Raw genomic sequence first — 22380 nt, 5'->3', positions numbered from 1 at the left:
CCTTTTGGAAGCCGTGGTTCCGGGGGCTCCTCGCCCGCACTGTGGAGAAGATCTGGATAATCTCTGGAGTTCGCGAGGGGAGGGAGGAACGCGTGGAACCGCCGAACGGCCACCCGTGCCCGGAGTGCGGCGCACCCAGACAGCGGGACAACACCCCCGCCTGCGCCTGCACCCACCGAGCCTCCGAGGCCCTCCGCGACGCCCGTACGGCGCAGGTGGCGGCAGCGGAGGATTTCGACCCGCTGCGGATCCGCCCGTACGTGGAGATCGACGCCGGGCCCACCGGGCCGGACACCGGCGAGGGGCAGCCCTCCTCACCGGCCGTGGCGGCGACGCCGCCGCCCCCGGCGCAACCCGTGAAGGCATCCGAGGCCGATCCGGCCACACCGTCACCCTCCGCACCACCGGCCGAGGCCACCCCACCCGTCTTCCCGGCCGCGCACCCGCAGATACGCGACGGCGCCCCCGGACGCCCTGGGGGCGGCGCCCCGGAGCCACCGCGCGCCGAGGCCCCCGGGCCCGCGACCCGAGGCACACCGGACACCAGCGCCATACCCCCGCACCGGAACGCCCCGCACACCCCCGCACCCGCCGCCCGGCAGCCCGGCACCGGCCCCGCCGGGGCCCCGCACGCCCAGGGCCCCGGGAGCGCCGCTCGGCCGCCCTCCCCCGCCGACGCCACCATGCCTCTGCGCCCCGTGGACCCGGACGCGACCACCGTGCTGCCTGCCGCCCCCGCCACCTCGGTGATTCCGACCCCCCTGGCTCCTGCCGCCGCCGAGCCGAGCGTCACCGACCTGCGCCTTTTCGACGGCACGGTGGGGGCGGATCGAGGCACGCCGGAAACGGGCGAGCCCGGCGCGCGGAGGTCCGGGCGACGGCGCCGGACCCTCCTGATCGCCGCCGCCGGAGCCTGTGTCGCCATCGTCGCGGCGGCGGGGTACGCGACCGGACTGTTCTCCTACGAGAGCCCGTCCCGGGACACCGCCCTGCCGGACGACATCCGGGCGAGCGTGCCGGACGCCCCGCCGAGCAGCGCGGCGTCCACACCCCCGCAGGGCAGCGCCTCGGCGGCTCCCCCGGCCCCGGCCGCACCGAGGCCGTCGCCGTCCCGCAGCGGGAGCCCGTCCGCCTCGCCGTCGCCGTCCGCACCGAGCGCCTCGGCGAGCCCGTCGCAGTCGCCCTCCCCGTCGGCATCGCCGCCGTCCGCCACGGCGACCGGCCCCGGGCAGGCGCCTCCGGACAACTCCCGCCAGAACGGCGGCCCCGCCGTCCTGCGCCTCGGCGACCGAGGCCCGGAGGTCGCCGAACTCCAGCTGCGCCTGCGCCAGTTGTACCTCTACGACGACGACGCCGACGGCACCTTCGACGACCGGCTCGAGGAAGCGGTCCGCACCTACCAGTGGTCGCGCGGCATCCAGAGCGACGACCTCGGCGTCTACGACCGGGAGACCCGGACCAGGCTGGAGTCGGAAACCCGGGAGCCATGACCGCCCCGCCCGTCCTACGGTGACGGCGTGACTACTGACGTGATCGTTCTCAACGGCGGTTCGAGCTCGGGGAAGTCCGGGATCGTCCGGTGCCTGCAAGAGGTCCTGCCCGGCCCGTGGATGACCTTCGGTGTCGACTCGTTCGTGGCGGCGCTGCCCGCGAAGCTGCGGGACTCGGACAGCGGCATCACGTTCACGGCCGACGGCGGCGTGAGCGTGGGCGCGGAGTTCCGGGCCCTGGACGCGGCCTGGACCGAGGGCATCGCCGCCATGGCCCGGGCCGGCGCCGGGATCATCGTCGACGAGGTCTTCCTCGGGGGCCCGGCGTCCCGGCAGCGGTGGGAAAGGGCCCTGTCCGGACTCGCCGTGCTGTGGGTCGGCGTCCGGTGTGACGGCGAGGTCGCCGCGGGCCGCGAGATCGCCCGGGGAGACCGCATCCGCGGCATGGCCGCGACACAGGCCCGGATCGTGCACGAGGGCCTGAGCTACGACGTGGAGGTGGACACGACACACACCGAGTCCCTGGAGTGCGCACGCATCATCGCCGCCCAGGCAACACGGACACCCCCACCGCAGACGTGACACCGCGCACCCTCGCCATCCAAGTGACGCGCCCACTCTCGCCGAAGACGTGACACGGTCACCCTCGACGCCCAGGTGACGCGCGCCCCCACGCCGCACACGTAACCGGCGCCGCTCGCCGCCCAAATGGCGCCCGGGCCCCCCGCCGCAGACGTGACACCGCGCGCCGACGCCGCACAAGCGACGCGCTCACTCTCGCCACAGACGTGTCGCGCACACTCTCGCCACCCAAGTGACGCGCGCGCACGCCCCGCAGACGTAGACGGCGCAGCCTCGCCGCCCAAGTGACGCGCGCGCTCACGCCGCAGACGTGACGCGCACACCAACGCCGCTCAAGCGACGCGCTCTCCCGCCGCCGACGTGACGCGCACGTCCTCACCGCAGGCGTGGCACCCGCACCCCCGCCGCCCGGATGAGCCCGCGAGGCCGGGGCTCAGCCGATGTGCAGGTGAATCGTCCCGTCCGCCGCGGCCTCCACGCGGACCTTCGTGAGGTCCTCCACCACCACGTCCGGCTCGTGGGACGCGGCCCGGGGCCCGATCCCGACAACCGTCATCCCGGCGGCGCGTCCGGCCGCTATGCCGGCCCCGGAGTCCTCGAACACCACGCAGTCCGCGGGCGCGATCCCCAGCTCGGCGGCGCCCTTCAGGAAGCCCTCGGGGTCGGGCTTGCTGGCACCGACGGACTCCGCGGTCACCCGCACCTCGGGCTGTTGCAGACCGGCCGCGGCCATCCGCGCCGTCGAGAGCGGCACGTCGGCGGAGGTGACCAGCGCGTGCGGCAGTCCCCGCAGCGAGGCCAGGAACTCCGGTGCCCCGGGAATCGCGACGACCCCGTCCGTGTCGGCCGTCTCCTCGGCGAGCATCCGGGCGTTGTCGGCGTGGTTGTGCTCCATCGGCCGGTCGGGCAGCAACAGCGCCATCGAGGCGTAGCCCTGCCGGCCGTGGACGACCTTCATGACCTCGTCCCCGTCGAGCCCGTGACGCTCGGCCCAGCGCCGCCAGACGCGCTCGACCGAGGCGTCCGAGTTGACGAGGGTGCCGTCCATGTCCAGCAGGAGGGCGCGGGCGGTGAGCACGGCGGTGGCCGTCATCGGCAGCTCCAAGGCTCGGGGCGCGTTCCAGCGCGGGAGAGGGGCGGACGACGGATCGCGACCGGCACGCCCGGGGGGACAAGGCGGCCCCGCCCGCCGGTCAGGGAAAACGGGCGGAGGCCACTTTGTTCCTCCACGGTACAAAACAATCCCCGCTTCGCGCCAGGGGCCCCCGCCGGACGTTCACCCACTGTTCAGCCCGTCCGGCTCACCCGGTCACGGCCTCCCACAGGCTCCACACCCCGAGCGCCAGCATGACCAGCGCCGCGATCTGCGTGATCAGCCGCAGCGGCACCTTCTTCATCAGCGCCTTGCCGCCGACGATGCCGAGCCCGGCCACGGCCCACAGCGCGAGCACCGCACCCAGGCCGACGGAGAGCGGGTCGTCGTAGCGGGCGGCCAGGTTCGCGGTCATGATCTGGGTCAGGTCACCGAACTCGGCGACCAGGATGAGCATGAATCCGGCGCCCGAGACCTTCCAGAAGGACTGGTTCTCCGGCCGGCGGACCTCCTCCTCGTCCTCGCCCTTCTTCAGCAGCAGCACCGCGGCCCCGCCCAGGAAGAGCACGCCCGTGAGGGCCTGCACGATCTGCTGCGGCAGCAGCGTCAGCACACTGCCGGCCGCGACGGCGAGCGCGACGTGCAGCGCGAAGGCGGCGGCGACACCGGCGAAGACGTAGGAGGCGCGGTAGCGGGTGCCGAGGACGAGGCCGGCGAGGGCGGTCTTGTCCGGCAGTTCTGCGAGGAAGACGACGCCGAAGACGACGGCCGTCACGGTCAGGCTGATCAAGGGTTCCTCAATCGGTCGGGGCTGCCCCACCGAGAGTGCTGGACCTTCGCACACGACACCTCGGCACGGCAGCACACTCGGCGCCCGAGCCGGGAGGCACGGGCGTGCACTGCTTTACCGAAGGTCTCGCTGGCAGGTCCGGGAAAGGACCGGCCTCCGGGCGCCGGCTCAGGCGGGCTGAGCAGTATGTCGACGGTCCGGCGAAGAGCTACTCCCCTTCTGCGCCGTCCATGGTACGCGACACCTCTGATGTGAAACTTTCCGCCTGAACCTTGTCATGTCATGCACCCGTCACTAACTTCTCACCGGGCGCACACCTGTGCGCAACACGGCACCGCGAGCATTCCCCTCGCTCGCAAGCCAACACCCCCCTCTGCCCAGGGAGTTCGCATGCCCAGGTTCTACGCGCGTCGACGGCTGAGCATGGCCGCGGCGGCCACCGCCCTCATATCCTCCGTGACCCTCTTCAACGCACCCACGGCCTCCGCCGCCCTGCCCACCCCCGTGAGCGGCGCCACCGCCCGCTCCTACCTCGCCACGCTCACCGTGACGGCCGAGGACCGCACCGGCTACAACCGCGACCTCTTCCCGCACTGGATCACCCAGTCCGGCACCTGCAACACCCGCGAGGTCGTCCTCAAGCGCGACGGCTCAGGCGTCCAGCAGGACTCCTCCTGCGCCGCCACCAGCGGCAGCTGGTACTCCCCCTACGACGGCGCGACCTGGTCGGCCGCCTCCGACGTCGACATCGACCACCTGGTCCCGCTCGCCGAGGCCTGGGACTCCGGCGCCGACTCCTGGACGACGTCCCGCCGCCAGTCCTTCGCCAACGACCTGACCCGCCCGCAGCTCATCGCGGTCACCGACAACGTCAACCAGGCCAAGGGCGACCAGGACCCGGCCACCTGGATGCCGGCGCGGACGGCATACCGCTGCACCTACGTCCGCGCCTGGGTGCAGGTGAAGTACTACTACGACCTCTCGGTCGACTCGGCCGAGAAGTCCGCCCTGACGAACTACCTCGCGAGCTGCTGACACGCTGATTCGTGTCGGGACCTCCCCGCTGACCTCCGTCGTTCCGTACCGTACGGGTCGACGGAGAGGGGAACGACATGAGCGCACTGCGCCTCGGACCGCTGCTGAGGTACACCGACGGCTCGTCCGCGACCGTGTGGGTCGAGACGAGCCGTCCGTGCACCGCCGAGGTGCGCTGCGCCGACGGCGCCGGCGGCACGGCCCACAGCTTCCAGATCGCGGGCCACCACTACGCGCTGATCCCGGTGACCGGCCTCACGGCCGGCACGACCACGACGTACGAGGTGCTCCTCGACGGCACACAGGTGTGGCCGCTGCCCGGCTCCCCCTTCCCGCCCTCGGCGATCCACGCGCCGGGTCCGGAGGGCGACCTCAACGTCGCCTTCGGCTCCTGCCGCTGGGCCTCCCCGCCGGCGGGCGGCGACGATCCCGTCGGCCCGGACGCCCTGGACGCCCTCGCCACCCGCCTCGCGGCCGACCCGGAGGGCGAGCGGCCGCACGTCCTGCTGCTGCTCGGCGACCAGGTCTACGCCGACGAGACCTCCGACGACACCCAGCGCTGGCTGGCGGGCCGCCGCGACCTGAAGGAGGAGCCGGGCAGCGGGGTCGCTGACTACGAGGAGTACACGCACCTCTACTACGAGTCGTGGCTCGACCCGCGCATCCGCTGGCTGCTGTCCACCGTGCCCAGCTTCATGATCTTCGACGACCACGACGTCATCGACGACTGGAACACCTCCGCCGCCTGGCTCGCCGACATGCGCTCCACCGGCTGGTGGCAGGAGCGGCTGCTGAGTGGCCTGATGTCCTACTGGGTCCATCAGCACCTCGGCAACCTCTCCCTCGAAGAGCTGGCGGCCGACCCGGTGTACGAGGCGGTCCGCGAGGTCCCCGACGGGACCGACGTGCTGCGCGCCTTCGCCGCCCGGGCCGACGCCGACGCCGCCACGGTCCGCTGGAGCTACCGGCGCGACTTCGGGCGCGTACGCCTGGTGATGGTGGACAGCCGGGCCGCCCGGGTCCTCGCCGAGGACGAGCGCGCGATGCTCGACCCGGGCGAGGAGGCCTGGCTGCGCGAGCAGGTGCGGGACACACCCGAGTCCTACGACCACCTCCTCATCGGCACCTCACTGCCCTGGCTGCTGCCGCATCTGGTGCACGACGCCGAGGGGTGGAACGCGGCGCTGTGCGGCGGCGAACGGGGCGCTCGCTGGGCGCGGTTCGGGGAGAAGGTGCGGCGCGCCGCCGACCTGGAGCACTGGTCGGCGTTCCCCGAGTCCTTCGCCGGGCTGGCGGAGGTGATCGCCGAGGCGGGCTCGGGGGACCACGCGCCGGCGACGGTGTGCGTGCTGTCCGGCGATGTGCACCACGCCTACATCGCCGAGCCCTCGTGGCCCGGTCCGGACCCGGACGCCCGGGTGGTGCAGCTCGTCTGCTCCCCCGTCCACAACTCGGTCCCGCTGTCGATGCGGCTGGCCTTCCGCATCGGCTGGAGCGCGATGGCACGGGGCATCGGCCGCGGCCTCGCCCGGCACGGCCGTCTCCCGCAGCCGCCGGTCAGCTGGCGCAAGACGGGCGGCCCCTGGTTCGGCAACCAGCTCATGACGCTGACCCTGCGGGGCCGCTCGGCCCGGCTGCGTCTGGAGCACGCCAAGGCCCGCCAGGGCACGGGACCGAGCCTGACCACGCTCCTGGATTCCGAGCTTGCCCCGTAACCCGACCATTCCGACCGTTTGCCGCCGCTGTGCTCCGCGATGCCCCGTGTTGCCAGTGAGGCATCCCACAGCGACCGTCAATGCTTCCCCGCGAGCCCCGGTCACCGCTCCCGGCGACGGCATCATGAGGCGGACCGTCCGCTTCCTGCCCGGCGGACCGCCGACACGCGCCCCCCACGCCCGGGAGTTCCACCCTTGCCTGCGTCGCCCGAGGAAACCGAGGAATCCGTACCGGCCGAGGGTCCCGGACCGGCCGCGAGACCCGCGAGGGTCTCCGTCGCCCTGGTCGGCGCCGGACCGCGCGGCACCAGCGTCCTGGAACGCCTGTGCGCCTCCGCCCCGGAACTCCTTCCGCCCGGCACCCGGCTGACGGTCCATGTGATCGACCCGGACCCGCCCGGCCCCGGCCGCGTCTGGCGCACCGCCCAGTCGCCCGAACTGCTGATGAACACCGTGGCCTGCCAGGTGACCCTGTTCACCGACACCAGCGTGGACTGCTCGGGCCCGATCCGCCCCGGCCCGAGCCTGCACGAGTGGGCGGGCGGCAGACTGGGCCCGGACGAGTATCCGGCCCGCGCCGAGTACGGCCGCTACCTGGAGTGGGTGTTTGCCGAGGTCGTACGGCGAGCACCGCCGGACGTACGGGTCGAGACACACCGGGCCCGCGCGGTACGGCTCGACGACACCCCCGGGGACCGCCAGGCCCTCACCCTCGACGACGGCCGCACCCTGACCGGCCTGTCCGCGGTGGTGCTGGCCCAGGGACACCTGCCGAGGACCCCCGGCCCGGACCTGCTGCGGCCGGCGGCCCATGCCGCACGGCACGGCCTGCGCCACGTCCCGCCCGCCAATCCGGCCGATGTCGACCTGGCCTGCGTACCCCCGGGCGAGCCGGTCCTGCTGCGCGGTCTCGGCCTCAACTTCTTCGACCACACGGCCCTGCTGACGACCGGCCGGGGCGGCCGTTTCGTACGGGACGGCGGGGAGCTGCGCTATCTCCCCTCCGGCCGTGAGCCGCTGCTCTTCGCCGGTTCGCGGCGTGGCGTCCCGTACCAGGCGCGCGGCGACAACGCGAAGGGGCCGTACGGCCGGCACGTCCCGCTCGTCCTCACCCCCGAGGTGATCGCCGGGTTCCGCAAGCGCGCGGACTCCGGGGAGGCACCCGATTTCCTGGCGGAGATATGGCCGTTGGTGGCGAAGGAGGTGGAGACGGTCTACTACGGCGCGCTGATCCGGCGGGCGGCGGACTTTGCCGGGCGGGAGCGGGAGTTCACCGGCCGCTTCCTCGCCGTCCCGCACGGCGACCCCCTGGAGGCGCCACTGCTGGACGGGTTCGGGGTGCCGGAGGCCGAGCGCTGGTGCTGGGAACGGATCTCCCGCCCGTACGCCGGACGGGACTTCGCGCATCCGGGCGAGTGGCGCGACTGGCTGCTGTCGTATCTGCGCGAGGACGCCGCCCAGGCCGCCCTGGGCAATGTGCACGGTCCACTGAAGGCGGCCCTGGACGTGCTGCGCGACCTGCGCAACGAACTCCGGCTGATCGTGGACCACGGTGGTCTCGCCGGCGCCTCCCGCCGGGATCACCTGGACCGCTGGTACACCCCGCTCAACGCGTTCCTGTCCATCGGCCCGCCGCGGCGCCGCATCGAGGAACTCGCGGCCCTGATGGAGGCGGGAGTGGTGCGGGTGCTCGGCCCGCGACTGCGGGTGACGGAGGAGGACGGGGCCTGGTCTGCGCACTCACCGGACGTGCCGGGATCGGCCGTCCGTGTGAGAACTCTCATCGAGGCCCGCCTGCCGGAACCGGACCTGCGGCACACCGCCGACGACCTCCTCGCCGGTCTGCTGCGCAGCGGGAGGTGCCGCCCGCACGATGTCGACGGTTATGAGACAGGCGGGTTGGACGTCACACCCTGCCCTTATTATCTGATGGATCGTCAAGGTATTGCACACACAAGGCGGTTCGCGTTCGGTGTACCGACAGAAGGCGTGCACTGGGTGACCGCCGCGGGGGCTCGCCCAGGGGTGGATTCGGTCACTCTTTCGGACGCGGATGCGGTGGCGAGAGCCGTTCTACGTGCGACTGAGCCGGAAACCGAGCCCCAACGGGAGGCAAAGCCGTGGCCAAATGTTGAACTTGCAAGCATCAATTAGGCGCACCTAACGTGGGCTACTCCGCGGTATCCGTCCCCGACCGGCCTCCCCAGGGCCGGCCAACCGAAGGAGAGACCCCCCACATGACCGCTCGCCTCAACGGCGCACAGCCGTACGCGCTCGGACTCTTCCGGATCGTCACCGGCCTGCTCTTCGCCTGCCACGGCGCCGTCGCGCTCTTCGGCGTCCTCGGAGGCGCGGACGGCAAGGGCGGCACCGCCGCGACCGGTGCCTGGCCGAACTGGTACGCGGCCGTCATCGAACTCGTCGGCGGCACCCTGGTACTGCTGGGCCTGGGCACCCGCATCGCGGCGTTCATCTCCTCCGGCGCGATGGCGTACGCGTACTTCAAGGTCCACCAGCCGCAGGCCCTGTGGCCGATCGAGAACAACGGCGAAGGCGCGGCCATGTACTGCTGGGCCATGTTCCTGCTGATCTTCACGGGCTCCGGCGCCTTCGGCCTGGACCGGCTGCTGGCCAAGCGCACCTCCACGCAGGAGCAGCGCTCCGCGGACCAGACACCGGTGGCCGCCTGAGCCGCCCGGCCTGTCGGACGCGCAGCGGCGCCTTCCCCCCGGGGGGAGGCGCCGCTCTGTCCGTCCCGGCCCGTGATCAGGGCGGACGCGGTGGCACTCGCACATATGCCGACACCTCGGGACGAGCCGCGACGAGGTGAACAGTCCGCACCGAACGTATGAGCCCCCCGTGAACCGCCCGTCACACCCCAGGCGTACGCTCTATGGCTGTCATGGCCACTCCTGCCGCTCCCCCCGCGCCATCGCGGCACGGTCTGGCCCACGGGGGAGTCACGGGGAGTTCCGGTGCTGGAGCAAGTGGGGCTGCCGATGGGCAGCCCGTGGATCTACGCGATGGTGGCCTCGTCCGTCCTGCTCGACGTGTTCCTGCCGGTGCTGCCCAGCGGCGTCCTGGTGATCACGGCGGCCACGGCGGCGGCAGCGGGCACGGCCGCCGACGTGCCCGACATCCTCGCCCTGACCCTCTGCGCGGCCACCGCCTCCGTCCTGGGCGACCTGGTGGCCTACCGCCTCGCCTGGCGCGGCGGCGCCCGCCTGGACCGGGCGATCTCCCGCTCCCGGCGCCTGACCACCGCCCAGGAACGTCTCGGCACGGCCCTCGCCCGTGGCGGCGGCGCCCTCGTCGTCCTCGCCCGGTTCGCTCCCGCCGGCCGCTCGGTGGTCTCCCTCGGCGCGGGCGCCGCCCGCCGCCGCGCCCGCGACTTCCTGCCCTGGTCCGCCCTGGCCGGTCTCACCTGGGCCACGTACAGCGTCGCCCTCGGCTACTTCGGCGCCCACCTGCTGGGCGCGAGCTGGCTGGCGACGGCGGTGTCGGTGGGGGCGCTGTTCGGCGCCGGGGCAGGGGCGGCGTATCTGATGCGGCGAGAGCCGCGGACGTCGTAGACCGGCTCCGGCCCACCACACGACCACCAAGACCTGGAAGCGGCTGAGACATTGACCACCACGGCGTCGCGGAAAGCCTCCCGAATAAAACTGACAGCCCTCGCCGCCAGGCGGCACCCCCGGGCGATGCTGTGGGCCGCGGCAGGCGTGATCACTCTCGGATTCCTCGTCGCGCTCCAGATCGCCGCGCACCACCTCGGCATACCGGGGCCGATCACCACGCAGGCACGCGAGGTGATCCACGCCCCCAAGTCCGGGTTCCTGCTCTACGCCAGCCTGGCGCTGACGATGGTGGTGCTCACCTGGCGGCAACGGCTCATCGCCCTCGGCACCGCGATCGGCATCGACCTCGTCTTCCTGCTGGTGCGGTGGGCGATCGGCGCCCACCCCGGCGAAGGCCACCCGTTCGGCAACGGCGCGCTGTGGGTGATCCTGGGCGTCGCGGTCTTCGCCCTCGCGCGCCGCACGGGTCCTGAACGCGTCCTGATGCTGAAGGGCGTCGGGCTCGGCCTGCTGCTGGTGACCGGCCGCAAGACCGGGGACACCTGGCTGCTGATCACGTCGCAGACCCGCCCGGTCACACTCGACCCGTACGTCGCCATGGCCGATCACGCACTGGGCAACCCGTCGTGGCTGGCGGGCCGGCTCCTGAAGGCGAGCGGCCCGGTCGGCGAGCACGCCCTCGACTACGTCTACGCCCAGCTCGCGGTGGCCGCGGTCTGTGTGGCGCTGTACCAGCTGCGCAACGTGACGGCCGAGCAGCGCTTCCCGCGCCACCACCTGGTACGCACCTTCCTGCTGATCGGCGTGCTCGGACCGGCCGTCTACATGATCTACCCCGTGGTCGGGCCGGTCTTCGCCTACGGCCCCGAGGGCGGACACTGGGCGGCGGCGAACCTGTGGCCGAACACCCTGCCGCCGATCACCACCCCGTACGCCATGCCGTTCGACGAGATCACCCCGCGCAACTGCATGCCCAGCCTGCACACGGCGTGGGCCACCACGATCTTCATCCACTCCCGCAGGGGGCCGCGCGCCCTGCGTCTCGCCGGCACGTTCTGGCTGATCGCCACCCTCGCAGCGACGCTGGGCTTCGGCTGGCACTACGGCGTGGACCTCGTCGCCGGAGTGGTGTTCGCGTACACGGTCGAGGCGGCGCTGCGCACGTACGACCGCGGCTGGGACCGGGCGGGAGTCCGGCTGATCGCCTATGGAACGGTCGTCTTCGCGGTGCTGCTGGCGTCCTACCGCTTCCTGCCGATGGAGATGGCCGCCTACCCGTGGCTCTCCGGCCCCCTCCTGCTGCTGGCGATGGCTTCGGTGGTCCACGGCTACCTGCGGATCACCAGGCTGTGGGAAGCGAAGGCCACTCCCGCGCCGCAACCCGGACCGCAGCCCGAACTGGCGGTCTGAGCCCCGGGGGCCGGCCTAGCCGGCCTTCCGGGCCCCGCGGACCTCCAGGCCCTCCAGCAACTCGGCCGTGGCCTGCGCGACGGCCTCCACGGCGCGGTCGAACACCTCCTGGTTGTGAGCGGCGGGGGCGCGGAATCCCGAAACCTTCCGCACGTACTGCAGGGCGGCAGCGCGCACATCGGCCTCGGTGGCCTCTTCGGGCATCGCGGGCGGACGCAGCGTCTTGATACTCCGGCACATGCCCCCAGTCTCACCCTTCCCGCCCCCGTACGACAGCGACGCTGCCATGATCACTCCGAGGCGGCCACCGTCCCGGAGCCGACCGACGAGAGGAACTCCTCGTGACGAACGAACTCACCGTGGCCGTCCTGGGCCCCGGCGGCGTGGGCGGCCTGCTCGCCGCCCTGCTCTCCCGCGCCGGCCACCGCGTGATCTGCCTGTCCGGCGAGCAGACCGCCGAGGCCCTGCGCACCGACGGCATCCAGGTCCGCAGCGCCCTCTTCGGCGACTTCTCGGCCCGCGTCGAGGCGGACACCGAGCTGCGGGAACCGGTCGACGCGTGCCTGGTCACCGTCAAGGGCACCGCCCTCGACGCCGCCCTCGCGCGCGTCCCCGCCCGGGCGCTGTCCGACGCTCTTCTCGTGCCGTTCCTGAACGGCGTCGAACACCCCGCGGCCCTGCGCGCCCGCTACCGGCCCGACCGCGTGGCCCCCGCCGTGATCCGCGTCGAGTCCACCCGTGTCGCGCCGGGCGTCATCGCCCACGGCAGCCCCTTCGCGGAGATCGACCTGACCGGCACGGACGTGCCCCGGCCGCGCCTCGACGCCCTCGCCGAGGCCTTCGCCGCGGCCGGTCCGGCCACCCGCGTACTGGAGGACGAGACTGCGGCCCTGTGGGCGAAGATGTCGTTCCTGGCCCCCTTCGCCCTGCTGACCACGCGGTACGGCCTCCCCCTCGGCGACATCCGCACCCGGCACCGCGACGAGCTGACCGCCCTGGTGGAGGAGACCGCCGCGATCAGCCACGCCTGCGGCGGCCCGGCGGACCCGGCCCAGGCCCTCGCCCGCTACGACGCCTTCCCGCCATCGACGAAGTCGTCGATGCAGCGCGACGCCGAGGCCGGGCGGCCGGTCGAACTGGACGCCATCGGCGGCGCGTTGCTCCGCGCGGCCGAGCGCCACGGCGTACCGGCTCCGGTGGCGGCCCGGGTGGTGGGCGAGGTACACACGTTCGCATGAACCACAGGAAGGAACTCGCCCACCTAATTCGAACAGGCGTATCATTGGGCCGTGGCTACGACCTATGACTTTCCGAGTGACCTCCTGGCCGGTCAGGAGGAACTCCATCAGGTCCGGGCCGAGCTGTCGGCCCTGCTGAAGCGGCTTCCCTGGTCGGTGGAGCCGCTGGACGGATTCAGTGACGACAACGGCTGGCGCAAGGTGGAACGCCCCGCCTCCCCCGGCTGGACCGCCGACGAACAGGCCGAGGTGGAGAAGCTCCGGCAGCGGGAGCACGAACTCGCGGTGTTCGTCAGCACCCACCGCTACTGGTCCGGACTCGCCGGGCCCGAGCGGGTGGCGGCCCGCTCGGGGCTGAAGCACGCGCACGAGGCTCCGCCGGAGGAGACCGGCGGAACCCCGTGACGCCCGCAGGGGTCAGCTCTTGTCGCCCAGCATCCTCTTCATCTCGCTGATCTCGGCCTTCTGGGCGGTGACGATGTCGTCGGCCATGGCCTTGGCGGGGCCGTAGCGGCCCTTGCTCTGCTCGGTCCGGGCCATCTCCACAGCCCCTTCATGGTGCTCGACCATCAGGGTCAGGAACTGGACGTCGAAGGCCTTGCCCGTCAGCTTCTCCAGCGCGGCCATGTCCTCGTCACCCATCATGCCGGGCATGCCCGCGTGACCCGGGGCGGAGTGGTCCATGCCGTCACCCCCGGCCGCGGGGACGTCCTCGCCCCAGGCCTTCAGCCAGCCGGTCATGGTCCTGATCTCCGGATCCTGCGCCTTCTCGATCCGCGCCGCGAGGTCCTTGACCGCCCCGGTGGAGGCCCGGCCGCCGGCCAGTCGCGCCATCTCAAGCGCCTGCCGGTGATGCGGGATCATGCCCTGCGCGAAGGCGACGTCCTGAGGGTTGTGGGCACCGGTGGGCGACGGGGATCCGGTGGGGCCGTGGCTTCCGGCGTCGCCGTGGCCGGCACCGCCGGCGGCACGGTCGGCACCGTCACCGCCACAGGCCGCGAGGACGACCGCCGCGGCACCCGTCGCCGCCACCAGGGCAGCGCGGCGCGCCAGGGTACGAATGCTGTTGCTCATGCGTGAACTCCTGCTTCTGCAAGGAACTGAGGATTGCGGACACGACGGAGGCACCACGCCGCCACCGGGTCGGTACCGGCCGGCGTGATGCGTGGTGTCTAGATCCGCAGAAGCTGGAGCTCGGCCAGGGAAGGCGGGGCGCGGGCACCATCCGTGTCCACGACCGCGTACGCCCGTACGGCGCTCTCCCCCGCCCCCACGGGGGCCGGGTCGGGAACCAGCGGGGGCACCACCGGCCCACCGCCCACGGCCCCCGACGCACAGGTCGCGTCGGCGTGCTGGACATGCCCGTGACCGCAGTGCCCGGAGGACATGACCTGGGCCTGGGGCGGGTGGACCCGCAGAACGTGCGCCTGCTGCCCATGACTCTGCCGAGGCAGACCGCCACCGGGCGCCAGCCCGTGCATCCCCAGCAACCCCACCAACAGCCCCAGCACGCACAGCACATGCCCCCGCCGCACGGCGGGTCGCGAAGCGCGCTGTCCGGGGCTGTTCACGTGCTCATCGTAGAGACAGGTCCTGAGCCGGCACCGGGCCGGGGTGGACACCCGCGGCCGGGGTGGACACACGCACGGGTCGCCGCCGGATGTGCGACGGGCCGTACCCCCATCAGGTGAACCCGTTCAACCCTCTACAACCACGCGGCTCCCCCGGCGTGTCGTACTCCCGCACCACCCGAATGATCCCGAGGGGGACCCATGAGCCAGCAGTACCCGCAGCAGCCGCACCAGCCCCACCCGCAGCAGCCCGGTTACGGCGCCCCTGCGCCCCAGCCGCCGAAGAAGCGCGGCGTGGGCAAGATCGCGGGCCTCGGCTGCGCGGGCATCCTCGCCCTCCTCGTCATCGCCGCCGTCGCCACGGGCGGCGGAGGCGACGACAGCAGCGACACCTCGGCCAAGGACAAGGCCGTCGCCGCCGACGACAAGCCCGGGCAGGACAGCCCTAAGAAGGCCGGGCCGAACGACGACAAGCCCCAAGCCGAACAGTTCAGGAGCTGCGTCGCCAAGAACGGCACGGACACCGAGCAGGCCGCGGTCGAACACGTCACAAAGGTGACCGGCACGGACAAGCGCAACGACATCCTCGACGCGGCGGAGGTCTTCACCGACTTCAGCGGCGGCCTGATGGGCCCCCACCAAGGCGAGGGCAAACTCATCGCCTCCGCGTTCACCTCCTGCTACGAGTCCAAGAACGGCCTCGTCACGGTGTACGACAAGGACGGCGAACTCCTCGCCAACGCGAACTACTGACTTGCCGCCGGGGTGACAACAGGAGAGGCCCTCCAGGGATGTTCCTGGAGGGCCTCCGGCCCGAAACTCGGTGTTGTGGGCGCGGACGGTTTCGAACCGCCGACATCCTGCTTGTAAGGCAGGCGCTCTACCCCTGAGCTACGCACCCGGCTCCCGGGCCACGCGCCCAGGACGAGTCGACAGCCTACATTGCCCGGGGCGCGGTCCCGCAAACCCGTATCGCGGGACCGTGGCGGGCCCCGTACCTGGGGTTAACCCCACTGTTGATCCGGGAGTGGCCCGGATCCCCCGGCGGGCCCCGGATCCATACGGTCGTAGAGCGCCCCAGAGCGCCCGTCGTCCGTCCAGGGGGAAACCGTCATGACCACACTCACCGCCTCTGCCCGCGCCACCGCACTCGCCGGTGCCGCCGTGGTGCTCGTCGCTGCTCTCAGCGCATGCGGCGCGTCCGCCGGGGACGACACGGACCCCGAGCACCGGTCCTTCGGTCTCCAGGGCCGCACCCTCACCGTCGACTCCGACGACTCGGCCCTCGAGATCGTCGCCTCCGGCACGAACCCGGCGGGCAAGATCGAGGTCACCCGGTGGTTCCGGGGCTCGGTCGTCGTCGGCAAGGAGCCCAAGGTCACCTGGGACATGCGGGACGACCGCCTGGTGTTGCGGCTCAAGTGCTCGGGCATCGTCGTCGACTGCTCGGCCAAGCACCGCATCGAGGTGCCCCGCGGTGTCACCGTGAAGGTCCAGGACGGCGACGGCAGTGTCCGCGCCCGGGGCTTCCGGGACCCCCTGAGCATCCGCACGGGCGACGGCTCCGTCCGGGTCAGCGACACCACCGGCCCCCTGGAGCTGCGCACCGGTGACGGGTCCATCCGCGTCAGCGACACCACCGGTCCGCTGCGGATGCGCACCGGCGACGGGTCCATCCGGGCCGATGTCTCCTCCCGTACCGTCCGCACCCGGACCGGCGACGGCTCGGTCCGCCTCGAACTCGGTGTCGTACCGGACCGCGTGGAGTCCCGCAGCGGTGACGGCTCCGTGAGCATCGCACTGCCCCGAGCCACCTACCGCGTGACCACCGAGACCGGTGACGGCGGCGTCGATGTGTCGGTGCCCCGCGACGAGACCAGCTCCCATATGGTGTCCGCCCACACCGGCGACGGCAAAGTGACAGTGCGAACGGCGAACTGACCGGCCCGTGTGTTCGTCCTTAACCGGTGGGAGAATGACACCGGGCAGGGTGGACCACAGCACGGGAGAGGGATGTGACGGCGACACCAGGACAGCCGGACTCGCCGTCGGTGCCGCGCGCACATCGCCCGCATCGCCTCACCACCCACGCCCCCGGCCCGCTCCGGGACACGCTCACGCTGATCGGGCTCCCCCTGCTGGCCGCGCTGGCCCTGCCCGCGGCCTTCGCGGGCGGAGGCACCCGGCGCTGGTTCGGCGGCCGGGCCGAGAACCAGCGGGCCGAGGCCCAGGCCGCGAAGGACGCCGCCGCGGCCGCCTTCTACGAGCTGGACACCGCCCAGCGCGACCTGCGGATCTCCATCGAGACGATCACCGCCGTCGACGACTCCCCCGCCGCCCGCCGCGCCGTCGACGGCTTCGACGCCCTCGGCAGGCGCATCGACGAAGCCAGCCACCAGTACATCAACGCCGTCGACGCCCACGACCTCGACCGCGACGACCTGGAGGCCTCCGCCGCCACCCGCGCCCGCAGTGAGCTGACCGCCGCCAAGGAGGAACTCGGCCGGGTCAAGCAGGAGCTCGACCGGTTCACCGACGGCCTCGGCCCCCTCCTCGGCAAGGCGGAAACCCAGCTGGCCCGTCTCGCCCCCGCGGTCGAACGCGCCCGTCAGGCCCTGCTCGCCGCCTCCAACGCCCTCGACTCGGCACGGGCGTCAGGTCTCACGGCGGACGACCTCGCCGCCCGGCTCGCCGCCCTCTCCCCGGAGCTCACCAAGCTGAACCAGGGCGCCGGGCAGCACGGCGTGCCGCAGACCCTGGAACGGGCCGAGCGGGTCACGCGCGCGGCCGAGGCGGTCCGTGTGGAGGCCGAGCGGCTGCCGGACCGCGCCGCCGAGATCGACCACCGGCTCGTCTCCCTGCGCACCCGCGCCCAGGCCCTCACCACCCGCTCCGAGCAGGTCGAACCGACCCTGAGTGAACTCCGCCGCCGCTTCACCGCGGCCTGCTGGCAGGATCTGCAGCACGTCCCCGACGCCGCCGCCGAGAACCTCCGCCAGGCCGGGACCAGACTGGCCGAGGCCCACACCGCCCGCGGCGAACAGCGCTGGGCCGACGCGACAGCCCTGCTGTCGACCGTACGGGCCCTCCTGAACAGCACCGACGAGGCCGTCTCGGCCGCCGGGGACCGCCTGCACCGCCTGAACGCCGTGCAGAAGGACCCGCAGCAGGAGATCGACCGCACCCGCTTCGCCATCCGTGACGCCCAGCGTCTCGCCATGGCCGGCCGCAACACCCCCGACCCGCGCCACGCCCGCCCCCTGGACGACGCCGTCTCCCGCCTGGACCGCGCCATCGCCGGCCTCGAGGGCCGCCACCCCGACTACTGGCACTTCCTCACGGAGACGGAAGCGGTCCGCCGCACCGTGGCCCACGTGGTCTCCGAGATCCGCGAGGAACGCGGCGCCGGCCATTGACCGTGCCGGTTAACCTGAGCGCATGCCTCGCTACGAGTACCGCTGCCGGACCTGCGGCGACACCTTCGAACTCAGCCGCCCCATGGCCGAGTCCTCCGACCCCGCGGCCTGCCCCTCGGGACACGACGACACGGTGAAGCTCCTTTCCACGGTCGCGGTCGGCGGCTCGGCCTCCGCCCCGGCTCCGGCGCCCCGCGCGGGCGGCGGCGGCTGCTGCGGTGGCGGCTGCTGCGGCTGACGCCCGTCCTCAGGAATCCTTCAGCTTCGGTTTCCTAGCGTGGCTGCATGACAGCCATCGCAGCGGACGCCGGACCGCAGTGGGTCAACGACCTGATGGACGCGCTGGGCGCGCCGGGTGCCGGGCTCGCCATCGCCCTGGAGAACCTGTTCCCGCCGCTGCCCAGCGAAGTGATCCTGCCTCTCGCCGGGTTCGCCGCGAGCAGCGGCCGGATGAGTCTGCTCGCCGTCCTGCTGTGGACGACGGCCGGCTCGGTGATCGGCGCGCTCGCGCTGTACGGAGTCGGCGCGCTGCTCGGCCGTGACCGGACGGTGGCGATCGCGGCCCGGCTGCCGCTGGTGAAGGTCTCGGACATCGAGAAGACCGAAGCGTGGTTCCTCAAGCACGGCACCAAGGCCGTGTTCTTCGGCCGGATGATCCCGATCTTCCGCAGCCTGATCTCGGTGCCGGCGGGTGTCGAGCGCATGCGCCTGCCGGTGTTCCTGGGGCTGACCACCCTGGGCAGCGCGATCTGGAACACGGTGTTCGTGCTCGCGGGCTACTTCCTCGGCGCGAACTGGCACCAGGTGAGCGACATCGTCTCCACCTACTCGAAGGTGGTCCTGGCCGTGGCCGCCGTGGCGGTGGCGGCGTTCATCGCAGTGCGGCTGCTACGACGCCGCGGAGGGGCGCGCCCCGAGGGGGCGCGGGGAACCGCGCGACGAGCCACCGCGACGCCGCACCCGCACGACGACCAGGACACCCGAGTTCTCAGGCGCCCCGCACTGCCTCCAGGAACTCCCACAGGATCCGCTCCCCGGCGAGGACACCCCGGTCGGGAAGCGCCCTGATCGCGGGAGCCGTCCAGCCCGTGTCGGCCAGCTCCCCGTGGCCCGGGCGCCAGCCCCGGTCGGCCGCGAGGAGCAGGTCCGCGTCGAGCAGGGAGTCACCGGCGGCGAGGGTGAGATCGGCCCCGGTCCGCCGGGCGACCTCGCGCATCGCCGCGCTCTTGGTGAGCGGCTTGGGGACGGCGTAGATCTTGCGGCCCTGGAGGGACACGGTCCAGCCGCGGTTCTCCGCCCACACCGCGAGTTCCTTCACCCAGTCCTCGTGGAGCAGTTCGCGCTCGACGACGAGGTAGGCGAAGAGGTCGTCGGCGACGCGGTGTTTGCGCACCCAGACCGGGTCGGCGACTCTCAGCAGGTGGTCCTGCACCTCGGCGAGGGGCGCGCACTGGTCGGCCAGCCGTGCGGTGACCTGCGCGTGCCAGTCCGGGTCGGAGACGCCGTCCACCAGAAGGTGGCCGCCGTTCGCGCAGATCGCGTACGTGGGCTCGGGGCCCGGCAGATTGATGCGCTGGTACTGCTTGCGTGTCCGGGTCGTGGTCGGCACGAACACGGCCGCGTCGCCCAGTTCGGTGAGGAGCCGGGCCGCCGTCTCCGTCATGTACGACAGCGGCTTGCTCTCGTGCACCTCCACACACAGCAGCCGGGGCGCCCGGGCGTCCGGCATGGTCAGCGCCAGAGCCGCGGCGGAGTAGATCAGGGTGCGGTCGAGGTCGCTCGCGACGAGTGCGGGCATCAGACCGTCACCGCCTTGCCGTCGGCGCCGGTCGCGCCGCGGGTGTACTTGGGGTGGATCAGGCCGACGCAGGTGTAGGGCAGTGCGTCGACCTCCTCGACGGGCACACCGCGCTGCTCGGCGAGCAGGCGTACGTGGTCGAGGTCGCTGCCCGCCCCGGCGCGTGCCAGGACCTTCCAGGGCACGCGGCGCAGCATGACCCGGGTGGTCTCGCCGACGCCGGGCTTGACGAGGTTCACGTCGTGGATGCCGTACTCCTCACTGATGCGCTCGACGGCGGCCCAGCCCTCCCAGGTGGGCGAGCGGTCGGCGGCGAGCAGTTCCTTGGCCTGGGCGCAGGCCGCGTCGGTGACCTCGGGGAAGCGGGCGGCCACGGCGTCCAGGAAGGCCACCGAGACGTCCGTGCCGGCGAGTTCGCGGTAGAACTTCGCGCCGTGGTAGTCGTGCGGCCCGACCAGGTCAGCGCGCAGCACGGTCCGCGAGATCAGGCCGGAGACGGTGGAGTTGAGGCAGGCGGAGGGGATGAGGAAGTCCTCGCGGGTGCCGTAGGTCCGGACGCAGGAGCCCGGGTCGGCCAGGACCGCGATCTCGGGGCTGAAGCCGGTGACGCCGTCGGACTTCTCGAACTCCTCCAGTGCCTGGGCGAGTTCGCGGGTGATGGCGCCCTTGCCGGTCCAGCCGTCGACGAAGACGACGTCCCGGGGGTCGTGGTGCGCGGCGAGCCAGCGCAGCGCGTTGGCGTCGATGCCCCGGCCGCGGACGATCGACACGGCGTAGTGCGGCAGGTCGAGGCCGTGCCGGTGCTGGGCCCAGCGGCGCATGAGGATGCCGACGGGCGTCCCCGCGCGGGCCAGGGAGACCAGCACGGGGCGCGGGGACCGCTCGGCGAGGACCGTCTCGGTGACGACGCCGGCCGCCTGGGCGATACGGGCCGCCGAGTCTTCCAGCGCGGCGTGGAACAGCTCCTGGTACTGCTCGCTGGGCTGGTACTCGACGGGCAGTGACTCCGCGTAGTGCGCGCCGCCGCTCTGGATGGCCTCCTCGCGCTCCTCGGTCGGCGCCTCCAGCGTCACGTCCGAGAGGTCCTGGAGCAGCCAGCCGACCTCCTCGGGCGCGTACGAGGAGAAGACGGGGCCGCGGAGGGGCTCGGGCAGCATGGAGGGCCTTTCGGGGGCGTGCGGGGCCTCGGGGGCGTACGACGGTACGACGGCGAGGAGGACCTCGGGGGTGTGCGCGGCGAGCTGGGCCAGCAGACCGTCGGGCGCGTGCAGCCGGGGGGTGTCCGCGGCGGAGTCGACGACGGCGACGACGGCGTCGAAGCCGGCGCCCGCGACGTTGTAGGCGTAGCGCTCGCCGGGGCCGTCCGCGGGGTCGTCGTGGGCGGGGAAGCGCAGGCGGGTGCGTATCGCGTAGCCGGGGTCGTCGACGGCGAGGACGGGCGAGCGGGTGGTGGTGGAGTAGCGGACGTCGGCGTCCGTCACCCGCTCCAGCTCTTGGCCCAGCCTCAGCGGCGCGTACATCAGCTCCTCGAACCCGAGGACGAGCACGCGGCGGGCATCGGCGGGGAGTGCGTCGGCGAGCCGGGCCGCCATGTCGGGCAGCGCGTCCTCCAGGCGCTTCCGGTGCGCGGGAGTGAAGCCGTGCCGGCCGCCGTCGGGCAGGCCCTCGGGCCAGCGCAGGTCTATGCGGGTGACGTGGGGGTGAGCACGGTTGTCGTCCGGGTGCGGGCCGGTGGGGGCTGTTCGCGCAGTTCCCCGCGCCCCTGGCGAGTCGGCGGCAACGCCCTCAAGGGGCGCGGGGAACTGCGCGACCGGCCACGACGCTGCCGCAGACGACCGATCACCTGTCGCGGCACTCTCTGACTCGTACCGCGCCACCAACTCCTGCCCCTTCGCCAGCACCCCCTCCGGCAGCCGCACCGTGCCCGAAGCCGCTGCCACGAGATCCACGCGCGCGCCGATCTCCCCGGCGAATTCCGCGAGGCGACTCGCGTCGGCCGCCGACCGCATGTCCACCAGCGCCACCACGACGTACCGCCGCCGCGGATACCGCTCATGGAGATCCCGGACGGTGTTCAGCACCGTGTTCCCCGTGGAGAACTCGTCGTCGACCAGGACCAGCGGCCCGTCGCCGGTGAGCAGCGCGGGGTCCTCCGGCAGCAGCAGGTGCGAGGTCGCGTGGGAGTGGGACTCCTCGAAGCCGCCGGCCGGGGCGAGACCGGCGACCGGGCGGCGGGTGGAGTGCAGGTAGGGGGCGAGGCCCAGCCCGTCGGCGACGGAGTGGCCGAGGCCGGTCGCGGTCTCCGCGTAGCCGAGGACGACGGCCTTGCGGGCCTCGTCGTCGCCCAGCAGGTCACGCACCCGGCGGCCGAGCTCGACTCCGTAGCCGTACACGACGGACGGCGACTGCGGCACGTGCTTGCCGAGCACGTTCGACACGAGCAGGTGGGCGCGCTTGGGGTTGCGGCGCAGCGCCAGCCCCAGCAGGCCGGTCAGCCGGTCGTCGCCGACGAGTTCGACACCGAGCCGCTCGGCGACCCAGCTGCCGGACCAGACGCCGTCGGTTGCGTCGGCCGGCCCGGCCGGCGCATCGGCGCGCACCTCGTGGTGCTCCCCCTCGTTCACTGCCTTCTCCGCCTTCTCCGCCTTCTCCATGGATTCCCTGCGT

22 protein-coding genes and 1 tRNA gene are annotated in these 22380 nt (G+C 72.8%); 15 read left to right on the top strand and 8 right to left on the bottom strand.

What is annotated here, in order from left to right:
- The first annotated feature begins 92 nt into the window (after positions 1-92).
- Positions 93-1490: a peptidoglycan-binding protein gene (locus IO24_RS42425; protein ID WP_063768058.1), complete on the top strand. Its 1398-nt coding sequence runs from the start codon at positions 93-95 to the stop codon at positions 1488-1490.
- 27 nt (positions 1491-1517) lie between these two features.
- The gene (cpt, locus tag IO24_RS0102820; protein ID WP_031131383.1) at positions 1518-2072 is read left to right on the top strand and encodes a chloramphenicol phosphotransferase CPT; all 555 of its coding nucleotides are present in this window, start codon (positions 1518-1520) and stop codon (positions 2070-2072) included.
- Between the two features lie 433 nt (positions 2073-2505).
- Here the strand turns inward: cpt and IO24_RS0102815 are convergent, their stop codons facing one another.
- Both IO24_RS0102815 and IO24_RS0102810 read right to left on the bottom strand, forming a co-directional pair.
- Positions 2506-3165 (bottom strand): HAD-IA family hydrolase, encoded by a 660-nt coding sequence (locus tag IO24_RS0102815; RefSeq protein ID WP_031131381.1) that lies wholly within the window; start codon positions 3163-3165, stop codon positions 2506-2508.
- Between the two features lie 208 nt (positions 3166-3373).
- Entirely contained in the window at positions 3374-3955 is a 582-nt protein-coding gene (locus IO24_RS0102810; RefSeq protein ID WP_031131378.1) for a TMEM165/GDT1 family protein, read from the bottom strand.
- 390 nt (positions 3956-4345) lie between these two features.
- On the opposite strand from IO24_RS0102810, the gene IO24_RS0102805 reads away from it, so the two are divergent.
- From IO24_RS0102805 to IO24_RS0102780, 6 genes are all read left to right on the top strand, one after another.
- Positions 4346-4990, top strand: coding sequence for an HNH endonuclease family protein (locus IO24_RS0102805; protein ID WP_031131376.1), 645 nt, complete (start codon positions 4346-4348; stop codon positions 4988-4990).
- 77 nt (positions 4991-5067) lie between these two features.
- Complete coding sequence (locus IO24_RS0102800; RefSeq protein ID WP_031131374.1) at positions 5068-6705, top strand: alkaline phosphatase D family protein; 1638 nt, start codon at positions 5068-5070, stop codon at positions 6703-6705.
- Positions 6706-6987: 282 nt separating this feature from the next.
- Entirely contained in the window at positions 6988-8859 is a 1872-nt protein-coding gene (locus IO24_RS0102795; RefSeq protein ID WP_045295892.1) for an FAD/NAD(P)-binding protein, read from the top strand.
- 83 nt (positions 8860-8942) lie between these two features.
- The gene (locus IO24_RS0102790; RefSeq protein ID WP_031131369.1) at positions 8943-9395 is read left to right on the top strand and encodes a DoxX family protein; all 453 of its coding nucleotides are present in this window, start codon (positions 8943-8945) and stop codon (positions 9393-9395) included.
- A gap of 309 nt (positions 9396-9704) precedes the next feature.
- Positions 9705-10277: a DedA family protein gene (locus tag IO24_RS0102785; protein WP_037667085.1), complete on the top strand. Its 573-nt coding sequence runs from the start codon at positions 9705-9707 to the stop codon at positions 10275-10277.
- A 126-nt stretch (positions 10278-10403) separates the two neighbouring features.
- Positions 10404-11690, top strand: a complete 1287-nt coding sequence (locus tag IO24_RS0102780; protein WP_031131365.1) for a phosphatase PAP2 family protein — start codon at positions 10404-10406, stop codon at positions 11688-11690.
- 15 nt (positions 11691-11705) lie between these two features.
- Here IO24_RS0102780 and IO24_RS0102775 read toward each other — a convergent pair whose 3' ends face one another.
- The gene (locus tag IO24_RS0102775) at positions 11706-11930 is read right to left on the bottom strand and encodes a DUF2277 domain-containing protein (RefSeq protein WP_031131364.1); all 225 of its coding nucleotides are present in this window, start codon (positions 11928-11930) and stop codon (positions 11706-11708) included.
- Positions 11931-12031: 101 nt separating this feature from the next.
- Here IO24_RS0102775 and IO24_RS0102770 point away from each other — a divergent pair, with 101 nt between their 5' ends.
- Both IO24_RS0102770 and IO24_RS0102765 read left to right on the top strand, forming a co-directional pair.
- Positions 12032-12928, top strand: a complete 897-nt coding sequence (locus IO24_RS0102770) for a ketopantoate reductase family protein (RefSeq protein WP_031131362.1) — start codon at positions 12032-12034, stop codon at positions 12926-12928.
- A gap of 51 nt (positions 12929-12979) precedes the next feature.
- Positions 12980-13333: a hypothetical protein gene (locus IO24_RS0102765; protein ID WP_031131360.1), complete on the top strand. Its 354-nt coding sequence runs from the start codon at positions 12980-12982 to the stop codon at positions 13331-13333.
- Positions 13334-13345: 12 nt separating this feature from the next.
- Here the strand turns inward: IO24_RS0102765 and IO24_RS0102760 are convergent, their stop codons facing one another.
- Entirely contained in the window at positions 13346-14002 is a 657-nt protein-coding gene (locus IO24_RS0102760; RefSeq protein WP_031131358.1) for a DUF305 domain-containing protein, read from the bottom strand.
- Between the two features lie 98 nt (positions 14003-14100).
- Complete coding sequence (locus tag IO24_RS0102755) at positions 14101-14499, bottom strand: DUF6153 family protein (protein WP_031131356.1); 399 nt, start codon at positions 14497-14499, stop codon at positions 14101-14103.
- A gap of 201 nt (positions 14500-14700) precedes the next feature.
- On the opposite strand from IO24_RS0102755, the gene IO24_RS0102750 reads away from it, so the two are divergent.
- Positions 14701-15252: a hypothetical protein gene (locus IO24_RS0102750; RefSeq protein ID WP_031131354.1), complete on the top strand. Its 552-nt coding sequence runs from the start codon at positions 14701-14703 to the stop codon at positions 15250-15252.
- A 76-nt stretch (positions 15253-15328) separates the two neighbouring features.
- Here the strand turns inward: IO24_RS0102750 and IO24_RS0102745 are convergent.
- Positions 15329-15400, bottom strand: a tRNA-Val gene (locus IO24_RS0102745).
- 212 nt (positions 15401-15612) lie between these two features.
- Between IO24_RS0102745 and IO24_RS0102740 the strand changes: the two genes are divergently transcribed.
- The 4 genes from IO24_RS0102740 (at position 15613) to IO24_RS0102725 (ending at position 18983) form a co-directional block, all read left to right on the top strand.
- Complete coding sequence (locus tag IO24_RS0102740; protein ID WP_031131352.1) at positions 15613-16440, top strand: DUF4097 family beta strand repeat-containing protein; 828 nt, start codon at positions 15613-15615, stop codon at positions 16438-16440.
- Positions 16441-16514: 74 nt separating this feature from the next.
- A complete protein-coding gene (locus tag IO24_RS0102735) occupies positions 16515-17915 on the top strand; it encodes a hypothetical protein (protein ID WP_031131349.1) in 1401 nt (466 codons plus the stop codon).
- Positions 17916-17937: 22 nt separating this feature from the next.
- A complete protein-coding gene (locus IO24_RS0102730) occupies positions 17938-18153 on the top strand; it encodes an FmdB family zinc ribbon protein (protein ID WP_031131347.1) in 216 nt (71 codons plus the stop codon).
- 47 nt (positions 18154-18200) lie between these two features.
- Positions 18201-18983, top strand: a complete 783-nt coding sequence (locus IO24_RS0102725; protein ID WP_031131345.1) for a DedA family protein — start codon at positions 18201-18203, stop codon at positions 18981-18983.
- Here IO24_RS0102725 and IO24_RS0102720 read toward each other — a convergent pair.
- Complete coding sequence (locus tag IO24_RS0102720; protein ID WP_031131344.1) at positions 18904-19713, bottom strand: HAD family hydrolase; 810 nt, start codon at positions 19711-19713, stop codon at positions 18904-18906. The genes IO24_RS0102725 and IO24_RS0102720 overlap by 80 nt on opposite strands.
- Positions 19713-22367, bottom strand: a complete 2655-nt coding sequence (locus IO24_RS0102715) for a phosphoribosyltransferase (protein ID WP_031131343.1) — start codon at positions 22365-22367, stop codon at positions 19713-19715. Before IO24_RS0102715 ends, IO24_RS0102720 begins: the two co-directional genes overlap by 1 nt.
- Between the last annotated feature and the right edge of the window lie 13 nt (positions 22368-22380).

This window comes from Streptomyces flavovariabilis, assembly GCF_000725785.1.
In the GTDB taxonomy this organism is placed as follows: Bacteria; Actinomycetota; Actinomycetes; order Streptomycetales; family Streptomycetaceae; genus Streptomyces; species Streptomyces hawaiiensis.
This window is presented reverse-complemented; position numbering and strand designations above follow the sequence as displayed.